Genomic DNA, 9,882 nt, shown 5'->3' with positions numbered 1-9,882 from the left:
GAGACCGAGCTGACGCCGGAGGAGCGGCTGCTGCGGGCGATCTTCGGGGAGAAGGCCCGTGAGGTGCGTGACACCTCGCTGAAGGTCCCGCACGGTGAGCAGGGCAAGGTCATCGGCGTGCGTGTCTTCTCCCGTGAGGAGGGCGACGAGCTGCCGCCGGGCGTCAACGAGCTGGTGCGCGTGTACGTGGCGCAGAAGCGCAAGATCACCGACGGTGACAAGCTCGCCGGCCGTCACGGCAACAAGGGCGTCATCTCCAAGATCCTGCCCGTGGAGGACATGCCGTTCCTGGAGGACGGCACCCCGGTCGACATCATCCTCAACCCGCTCGGCGTGCCGGGCCGGATGAACGTCGGCCAGGTGCTGGAGACCCATCTGGGGTGGATCGCCGCCCGCGGCTGGGATATCTCCGGCGTGCAGGAGGCCTGGGCCGAGCGGCTGCGTGACAAGGGCTTCGCCGAGGTCGAGCCCCGCACCAACATGGCCACCCCGGTCTTCGACGGCGCCCACGAGGAAGAGATCGTCGGCCTGCTCGACAACACCCTGGTCAACAGGGACGGCGGCCGTATGGTCGGCCCGAACGGCAAGGCCCGCCTGTTCGACGGGCGTTCGGGGGAGCCGTTCCCGCACCCGATCTCGGTGGGTTACATCTACATCCTGAAGCTGCTGCACCTGGTCGACGACAAGATCCACGCCCGGTCGACGGGCCCGTACTCGATGATCACGCAGCAGCCGCTGGGTGGTAAGGCGCAGTTCGGCGGTCAGCGGTTCGGTGAGATGGAGGTGTGGGCGCTGGAGGCCTACGGCGCCGCCTACGCCCTCCAGGAGCAGCTGACGATCAAGTCGGACGACGTGCTGGGCCGGGTGAAGGTCTACGAGGCGATCGTCAAGGGCGAGAACATCCCCGAGCCGGGCATCCCGGAGTCCTTCAAGGTCCTCATCAAGGAAATGCAGTCGCTGTGCCTGAACGTCGAGGTGCTCTCCAGCGACGGCATGTCCATCGAGATGCGCGACACCGACGAGGACGTCTTCCGCGCCGCCGAAGAGCTCGGCATCGACCTGTCCCGGCGCGAGCCGAGCAGCGTCGAAGAGGTCTGATCTAGAAGCTGAGGAGGGGAACAACACATGCTGGACGTCAACTTCTTCGACGAGCTTCGGATCGGCCTCGCGACGGCTGACGACATCCGCCAGTGGTCGCACGGTGAGGTCAAGAAGCCCGAGACCATCAACTACCGGACCCTCAAGCCCGAGAAGGACGGACTCTTCTGCGAGAAGATCTTCGGTCCGACCCGGGACTGGGAGTGCTACTGCGGCAAGTACAAGCGCGTGCGCTTCAAGGGCATCATCTGTGAGCGGTGTGGCGTCGAGGTCACCCGTGCCAAGGTGCGTCGTGAGCGGATGGGCCACATCGAGCTGGCCGCGCCCGTCACGCACATCTGGTACTTCAAGGGCGTCCCGTCCCGTCTGGGATACCTGCTCGACCTGGCCCCGAAGGACCTGGAGAAGGTCATCTACTTCGCGGCCTACATGATCACGCATGTCGACAAGGAGATGCGCGACCGCGACCTGCCGTCGCTGGAGGCGAAGATCTCGGTCGAGCGCCAGCACGTCGAGCAGCGTCGTGACGCCGACGTCGAGGCCAGGCAGAAGAAGCTCGAAGGCGACCTGACCGAGCTTGAGGCCGCGGGCGCCAAGGGCGACCAGCGCCGCAAGGTCCGTGAGGGCGCCGAGCGCGAGATGCGCCAGCTTCGCGACCGGGCCCAGCGTGAGCTGGACCGTCTCGACGAGGTCTGGAGCCGCTTCAAGAACCTCAAGGTCCAGGACCTTGAGGGCGACGAGCTGCTCTACCGCGAGATGCGCGACCGTTTCGGCCGCTACTTCCGCGGTGGCATGGGCGCCCAGGCCATCCAGGAGCGCCTGACCAACTTCGACCTCGAACTTGAGGCCGAGAACCTCCGCGAGACGATCCGCAGCGGCAAGGGCCAGAAGAAGGCCCGCGCGCTCAAGCGTCTCAAGGTCGTCTCCGCGTTCCTGAACACCCGCAACTCGCCCAACGGCATGGTGCTGGACTGCATCCCGGTCATCCCGCCGGACCTGCGCCCCATGGTGCAGCTCGACGGTGGCCGGTTCGCGACCTCGGACCTGAACGACCTGTACCGCCGTGTGATCAACCGGAACAACCGCCTCAAGCGTCTTCTCGACCTCGGCGCCCCCGAGATCATCGTGAACAACGAGAAGCGGATGCTCCAGGAGGCCGTCGACGCGCTGTTCGACAACGGCCGTCGCGGCCGTCCGGTCACCGGTCCCGGCAACCGCCCGCTGAAGTCCCTCAGTGACATGCTGAAGGGCAAGCAGGGTCGTTTCCGTCAGAACCTGCTGGGCAAGCGTGTCGACTACTCCGGCCGTTCGGTCATCGTCGTCGGCCCGCAGCTGAAGCTGCACCAGTGCGGTCTGCCCAAGCAGATGGCGCTGGAGCTGTTCAAGCCGTTCGTGATGAAGCGTCTGGTCGACCTGAACCACGCGCAGAACATCAAGTCGGCCAAGCGGATGGTCGAGCGTGCGCGCCCGGTCGTGTGGGACGTCCTCGAAGAGGTCATCACCGAGCACCCCGTGCTGCTCAACCGCGCGCCGACGCTGCACCGCCTGGGCATCCAGGCCTTCGAGCCGCAGCTGGTCGAGGGCAAGGCCATCCAGATCCACCCGCTCGTCTGCACCGCGTTCAACGCGGACTTCGACGGTGACCAGATGGCCGTGCACCTGCCGCTGTCCGCGGAGGCGCAGGCCGAGGCCCGCATCCTGATGCTGTCCACCAACAACATCCTGAAGCCGGCCGACGGCAAGCCGGTGACCATGCCCACCCAGGACATGATCATCGGTCTGTACTCCCTGACCACCATCAAGGACGACGACGAGGACGCTCCGGGACACGGCCGGGTCTTCGGTTCGGTCTCCGAGGCGCTCATGGCCTTCGACCGGCGCGAGCTGGACATCCAGGCCAAGATCCAGATCCGGATGAAGGGTGACGTCCCGCCGCCTCGCGGTTGGGCCGCCCCCGAGGGCTGGGAGCCGAACGAGCCGTACCGGCTGGAGACCACGCTGGGCCGCTGCCTGTTCAACCAGACGCTGCCCGCGAACTACCCCTACGTCAACTCGCAGGTCGGCAAGAAGCAGCTGTCCGCGATCGTCAACGAGCTGGCGGAGAAGTACCCGAAGGTCGAGGTCGCCGCGGCGCTCGACGCGCTCAAGGACGCGGGCTTCTACTGGGCGACCAGGGCCGGTGTGACGATCTCCATCGAGGACGTCATCGCGCCGCCGAACAAGTCCACGATCATGGAGACGTACGAGCGCAGGGCCGACAAGGTCCAGCGTGAGTACGAGCGCGGTCTCATCACCGACGAGGAGCGCCGTCAGGAGCTCATCGAGATCTGGACGCACGCGACCAGTGACGTGACCGACGACATGCAGAAGGCGTTCCCGAAGACCAACCCGGTCTGGATGATGGTCCAGTCGGGCGCCCGAGGAAACCTGATGCAGGTCCGTCAGATCTCCGGCATCCGTGGTCTGGTGTCCAACACCAAGGGTGAGACGATCCCGCGTCCGATCAAGGCCTCCTTCCGCGAGGGCCTGTCGGTGCTGGAGTACTTCATCTCCACCCACGGACAGCGAAAGGGTCTGGCCGACACCGCGCTGCGGACCGCCGACTCGGGTTACCTGACCCGTCGTCTGGTGGACGTCGCACAGGACGTCATCGTTCGCGAGATCGACTGCGGCACCGACCGCGCGGTCCCGCTGAACGTCGGCGAGCGCGACGCCCAGGGCAACCTGGTCAAGGCTGAGAACGCCGAGAGCAACGTGCACGGCCGCATCCTGGCCGAGGACGTCGAGGTGGACGGCAAGATCATCGCGAACGCCGGCGTCGACATCGGCGACGCCCAGGTCAGCGCGCTGGTCGAGGCCGGTATCGAGACCGTCAGGACCCGCAGCGCTCTCGTCTGCGAGGCCAAGATCGGTGTCTGCGCCACCTGCTACGGCCGTTCGCTGGCCACCGGCAAGCTCGTGGACGTCGGCGAGGCGGTCGGCATCATCGCCGCCCAGTCGATCGGTGAGCCCGGCACCCAGCTGACGATGCGTACCTTCCACACCGGTGGTGTGGCCGGTGCGGACATCACCCACGGTCTGCCCCGTGTCCAGGAGCTCTTCGAGGCGCGCGTCCCCAAGGGCGTCGCCCCGATCAGCGAGGCCGAGGGTCGGGTCCGCATCGACGAGACCGACAAGACCCGGAAGATCGTGATCGTCCCGGACGACGGTTCGGACGAGATCGCCTACCCGGTGTCGATGCGCTCGCGCATGCTGGTCTCCGAGGGACAGCACGTCAAGGTCGGCCAGCAGCTGATCGCCGGTGCCGTCAACCCCAACGAGGTGCTGCGCATCCTCGGCCCCCGGGCCGTGCAGCTGCACCTGGTGGCCGAGGTCCAGCAGGTGTACCGCTCGCAGGGTGTGTCGATCCACGACAAGCACATCGAGATCATCGTCAGGCAGATGCTCAAGCGCGTGAACGTGCTTGAGTCGGGTGACTCCGACATGCTGCCCGGCGAGCTCGTCGAGCGGCCGCGCTTCGAGCGGGTCAACCGCGAGTGCGTCGCCGAGGGCGGCACCCCGGCCTCCGGCCGTCCGGTGCTGATGGGTATCACCAAGGCGTCGCTGGCCACCGAGTCCTGGCTGTCGGCGGCGTCCTTCCAGGAGACGACGCGGGTGCTCACCGACGCGGCGATCCACGCCAAGTCGGACTCGCTGCTCGGCCTCAAGGAGAACGTCATCATCGGAAAGCTCATCCCGGCCGGTACCGGCATGCCGCAGTACCGCAACATCCGGGTCGAGCCGACCGAGGAGGCCAAGGCCGCGATGTACACCGTCGGCGGTTACGACGGCTCCGCGGCCGACTACACCTTCGGCTCCGGCTCGGGTGAGGCCGTACCGCTGGAGGAGTACGACTTCGGTCAGTACAACCGCTAGCCGGTAGGCAACGGATCGACGACGGCGCCCGGTTCCCCGAAAGGGGGACCGGGCGCCGTCGCGTCCGGATGCTTTTTGACCGGAACGTTGCCCGGAAAGCCACGAGCTCGTAACCGGAACGGCCGGAGGAGTCCTTGAAGGTGGGTAAACTGTGGCCTGGACCCGACAGCGGCCGGCTGGAAATCGGCTGCGGAGTCGCGACACGAACACGGGCGCTCGCAACGGCGACCGGAGGGCGCAACCGTTTTGACGTGTTGCGTTGGACTAGGTAGTCTTTCCGTTCGTGCCCGTGGCTTCATGGGCTCTCATGCGTGCGCGTCGATAGGTCTCCCGTCTGGGAGTTGACAGAGGCGCCGTATGGCTTCCTCCACCGGAGCGGCCCTCCTCGGGAAGTGGCGCGACAAGTGCGCGACACGCCCGAGCGCGTGGGTCGGAGTGGATGGAAAAACCGCAGGTCATGACACCGGCAGTGCCTGCAAAAGCAACGACATTCGAATCACCGGCAAGCACGAACGGAGACGCGGTGCCTACGATTCAGCAGCTGGTCCGCAAGGGCCGCCAGGACAAGGTCACCAAGACCAAGACCCCGGCGCTCAAGGCCAGCCCTCAGCGACGCGGCACCTGCATGCGCGTTTACACCACGACCCCCAAGAAGCCGAACTCGGCGCTCCGTAAGGTCGCGCGTGTCCGGCTCACCAACGGCATCGAGGTCACGGCCTACATCCCCGGTGTGGGGCACAACCTTCAGGAGCACTCCATCGTGCTCGTGCGTGGCGGTCGTGTGAAGGACCTGCCGGGTGTTCGCTACAAGATCATCCGTGGTTCGCTGGACACCCAGGGTGTTCGTAACCGTAAGCAGGCCCGTAGCCGTTACGGCGCGAAGAAGGAGAAGTAAGAATGCCTCGCAAGGGTTCTCCTGGCCGTCGTCAGCTCATGGCTGACCCGGTCCACAACTCGCCCCTGGTCACCGCCCTCATCAACAAGGTGCTCCTGGACGGCAAGCGCTCCATCGCTCAGTCCATCGTGTACGGCGCCCTTGAGGGTGCCAGGGAGAAGACGGGCAACGACCCGGTCGTCACCCTGAAGCGGGCTCTGGACAACGTCAAGCCGACCCTTGAGGTCCGCAGCCGCCGTGTCGGTGGCGCGACCTACCAGGTTCCGGTCGAGGTGCGCGCCGCGCGCAGCACCACCCTGGCCCTGCGCTGGCTGGTGCAGTACTCCCGCGCCCGCCGCGAGAAGACCATGACCGAGCGCCTCATGAACGAGCTGCTCGACGCCAGCAACGGCCTCGGCGCCAGCGTCAAGAAGCGCGAGGACACCCACAAGATGGCCGAGTCCAACAAGGCCTTCGCCCACTACCGCTGGTAACAGCGGGTTCGACGAGACGACGAGGACGCGAGAGAAGTGGCCACCACGACCGCTCTTGACCTGGCCAAGGTCCGAAACATCGGCATCATGGCCCACATCGACGCGGGCAAGACCACGACGACCGAGCGCATCCTGTTCTACACCGGCATCAACTACAAGCTCGGTGAGGTCCACGAGGGCGCAGCCACGATGGACTGGATGGAGCAGGAGCAGGAGCGTGGTATCACCATCACCTCCGCTGCTACGACCTGCGAGTGGCTCGGCCACACGATCAACATCATCGACACCCCGGGTCACGTGGACTTCACGATCGAGGTGGAGCGCTCGCTCCGCGTCCTCGACGGTGCCGTCGCCGTGTTCGACGGCGTCGCCGGTGTGGAGCCCCAGTCCGAGACGGTCTGGCGTCAGGCCGACCGTTACGGCGTGCCCCGCATCTGCTTCGTCAACAAGATGGACCGTGTCGGCGCGGAGTTCCACCGCTGCGTCGACATGATGGTCAGCCGTCTGCACGCGACCCCCGCGGTCGTCCAGCTTCCCTGGGGCGTCGAGGCCGACTTCAAGGGCGTCATCGACCTGGTGAAGATGAAGGGCCTGCTCTGGAGCGCCGAGGCGGCCAAGGGCGAGATGTACGAGATCGTGGACATCCCGGCCGAGCACGCCGAGGCGGCCCGCGAGTGGCGTGACAAGCTCGTCGAGACCGTCGCCGAGAACGACGACGAGCTGATGGAGCTCTTCCTTGAGGGCGTCGAGCCCACCGAGGAGCAGCTGGTCGCGGCCATCCGCCGCGCGACGCTGGCCAGCGCCATCAACCCGGTCCTGACCGGCACCGCGTTCAAGAACAAGGGCGTTCAGCCCCTCCTCGACGCGATCGTCGCCTACCTCCCCGCCCCGACCGACATCCCGGCCTTCAAGGGCCACGCGGTCGGCAACGAGGAAGAGGTCGTCGAGCGCCACGCGGATGTGAACGAGCCGTTCGCCGCGCTGGCCTTCAAGATCATGAGCGACCAGCACCTGGGCCGTCTCACCTACATCCGCATCTACTCGGGCACGCTCGAGACCGGCACCGCGGTGGTCAACTCGGTGAAGGGCCGCAAGGAGCGGATCGGCAAGATCTACCAGATGCACGCCAACAAGCGCGAGGAGCGCTCGTCGGCGCACGCCGGTCAGATCGTCGCCGTCATGGGTCTGAAGGACACCACCACCGGTGACACCCTGGCCGACCCGGCCAAGCCGGTCGTCCTGGAGTCGATGAACTTCCCGGCTCCGGTCATCAACGTCGCGATCGAGCCCAAGACCAAGGGCGACCAGGAGAAGCTGGGCACCGCGATCCAGCGTCTGGCCGAGGAGGACCCGTCCTTCCAGGTCCGTCGTGACGAGGAGACCGGCCAGACGGTCATCTGGGGTATGGGCGAGCTCCACCTGGAGATCCTCGTCGACCGGATGCGCCGTGAGTTCAAGGTCGAGGCCAACGTCGGTCGCCCGCAGGTGGCCTACCGCGAGACCATCCGCCGCAAGGTGGAGAAGGTCGACTACGTCCACAAGAAGCAGACCGGTGGATCGGGTCAGTTCGCGAAGGTCATCATCGACATCGAGCCGCTGGGCGAGGGCAACGACGGCTACGAGTTCGAGAACAAGGTCTCCGGTGGCCGTATCCCGAGGGAGTACATCCCCTCGGTCGACGCGGGCGCCCAGGAGGCCGCCGAGTTCGGTGTTCTCGCCGGCTACCCCATGGTCGGGGTCAAGGTCACCCTGCAGGACGGTGCCTACCACGAGGTTGACTCGTCCGAAATGGCCTTCAAGATCGCCGGCTCGATGGCCTTCAAGGAGGCCGCGCGCAAGGCGGACGCCGTAATCCTGGAGCCGATGATGGCCGTTGAGGTCACCACGCCCGAGGACTACATGGGTGACGTCATCGGTGACCTCAACGGTCGCCGCGGGCAGATCCAGGCGATGGACGAGCGCGGTGGCAACCGTGTCGTCAGCGCGCTCGTGCCGCTCTCTGAGATGTTCGGCTACGTGGGTGACCTCCGTAGCAAGACGCAGGGACGCGCGAGCTACAGCATGCAGTTCGACTCCTATGCGGAAGTGCCTGCGCACATCGCCAAGGAGATCGTCGCGAAGGTACGGGGCGAGTAAGCCCGGTATCCGCCTTGGTGACGGACGGCGAGAGGATCGCCAACCGCCACCGGGGCGTACGGGCGAGGTTCTCATCGGCGGGTCCCCTCGGGGACGCGCCACCCGAACCCGAGTGAAAAGACGCAAGTCAAGTCAGAATCTCTAAGGAGACAGAGCAGTGGCCAAGGCCAAGTTCGAGCGGACCAAGCCGCACGTAAACATCGGCACCATTGGGCACATCGACCACGGCAAGACCACTCTGACCGCGGCGATCACCAAGGTGCTCCACGAGCGTTACCCGAACCTCAACGAGGCGACCCCGTTCGACAAGATCGACAAGGCGCCGGAGGAGAAGGCTCGTGGTATCACGATCTCCATCGCGCACGTCGAGTACCAGACCGAGCAGCGTCACTACGCCCACGTGGACTGCCCCGGTCACGCCGACTACGTGAAGAACATGATCACCGGTGCGGCTCAGATGGACGGCGCGATCCTCGTGGTCGCCGCCACCGACGGTCCGATGCCGCAGACGAAGGAGCACGTCCTCCTGGCCCGCCAGGTCGGCGTTCCCTACATCGTTGTCGCCCTGAACAAGGCCGACATGGTGGACGACGAGGAGATCCTGGAGCTCGTCGAGCTCGAGGTCCGTGAGCTTCTCTCGGCCCAGGAGTTCCCCGGCGACGACCTGCCGGTCGTTCGCGTCTCCGCGCTCAAGGCGCTGGAGGGCGACGAGAAGTGGGGCGACAGCATCATCGAGCTCATGACCGCGGTGGACGAGAACGTCCCGCAGCCGCAGCGTGAGACCGACAAGCCGTTCCTCATGCCGATCGAGGACGTCTTCTCGATCACCGGTCGCGGCACCGTCGTCACCGGCCGTATCGAGCGCGGCATCATCAAGGTCAACGAGACCGTTGACATCATCGGCATCAAGGACACCAAGACCACCACCACGGTCACCGGTGTCGAGATGTTCCGCAAGCTCCTCGACGAGGGCCAGGCCGGTGACAACGTCGGTCTGCTCCTGCGTGGCATCAAGCGCGAGGACGTTGAGCGCGGCCAGTGCATCATCAAGCCGGGCACCACGACCCCGCACACCGAGTTCGAGGCCCAGGTCTACATCCTGAGCAAGGACGAGGGCGGCCGCCACACGCCGTTCTTCAACAACTACCGTCCGCAGTTCTACTTCCGTACGACTGACGTGACCGGTGTTGTCAACCTGCCCGAGGGCACCGAGATGGTCATGCCTGGCGACAACACTGAGATGAGCGTCCAGCTCATCCAGCCCATCGCCATGGAGGACGGTCTCAAGTTCGCCATCCGCGAGGGTGGCCGCACCGTCGGTGCGGGTCGCGTTACCAAGATCATCAAGTAGTTCGATCGCGGAGT

5 protein-coding genes and 1 pseudogene are annotated in these 9,882 nt (G+C 65.9%); all 6 read left to right on the top strand.

From position 1 onward, the window contains the following. Nucleotides 1-1,098: pseudogene (locus ABZ463_RS05460) on the top strand (DNA-directed RNA polymerase subunit beta); the annotation flags it as partial. A 27-nt stretch (nt 1,099-1,125) separates the two neighbouring features. Next, nucleotides 1,126-5,013 carry a DNA-directed RNA polymerase subunit beta' gene (locus ABZ463_RS05455; RefSeq protein ID WP_352015613.1) on the top strand — a complete coding sequence of 1,296 codons (3,888 nt, stop codon included), beginning with the start codon at nt 1,126-1,128 and terminating at the stop codon, nt 5,011-5,013. Nucleotides 5,014-5,536: 523 nt separating this feature from the next. Further along, complete coding sequence (gene rpsL, locus ABZ463_RS05450) at nt 5,537-5,908, top strand: 30S ribosomal protein S12 (RefSeq protein WP_012887826.1); 372 nt, start codon at nt 5,537-5,539, stop codon at nt 5,906-5,908. 2 nt (nt 5,909-5,910) lie between these two features. After that, complete coding sequence (rpsG, locus tag ABZ463_RS05445) at nt 5,911-6,381, top strand: 30S ribosomal protein S7 (protein ID WP_179819699.1); 471 nt, start codon at nt 5,911-5,913, stop codon at nt 6,379-6,381. Nucleotides 6,382-6,417: 36 nt separating this feature from the next. Next, nucleotides 6,418-8,517, top strand: a complete 2,100-nt coding sequence (fusA, locus tag ABZ463_RS05440; protein ID WP_362773259.1) for an elongation factor G — start codon at nt 6,418-6,420, stop codon at nt 8,515-8,517. Nucleotides 8,518-8,674: 157 nt separating this feature from the next. Continuing rightward, complete coding sequence (tuf, locus tag ABZ463_RS05435) at nt 8,675-9,868, top strand: elongation factor Tu (protein ID WP_352015611.1); 1,194 nt, start codon at nt 8,675-8,677, stop codon at nt 9,866-9,868. Nucleotides 9,869-9,882: the final 14 nt, after the last annotated feature.

Origin of the sequence: Streptosporangium sp. NPDC020145, assembly GCF_040631275.1 — a bacterium.
Lineage (GTDB): Bacteria > Actinomycetota > Actinomycetes > Streptosporangiales > Streptosporangiaceae > Streptosporangium.
This window is presented reverse-complemented; position numbering and strand designations above follow the sequence as displayed.

Coding starts and splice junctions, on each gene's coding strand:
- ABZ463_RS05455 (WP_352015613.1), top strand. CDS start 1,126: ATGCTGGACGTCAACTTCTTCGACGAGCTTCGGATCGGCCTCGCGACG.
- rpsG (WP_179819699.1), top strand. CDS start 5,911: ATGCCTCGCAAGGGTTCTCCTGGCCGTCGTCAGCTCATGGCTGACCCG.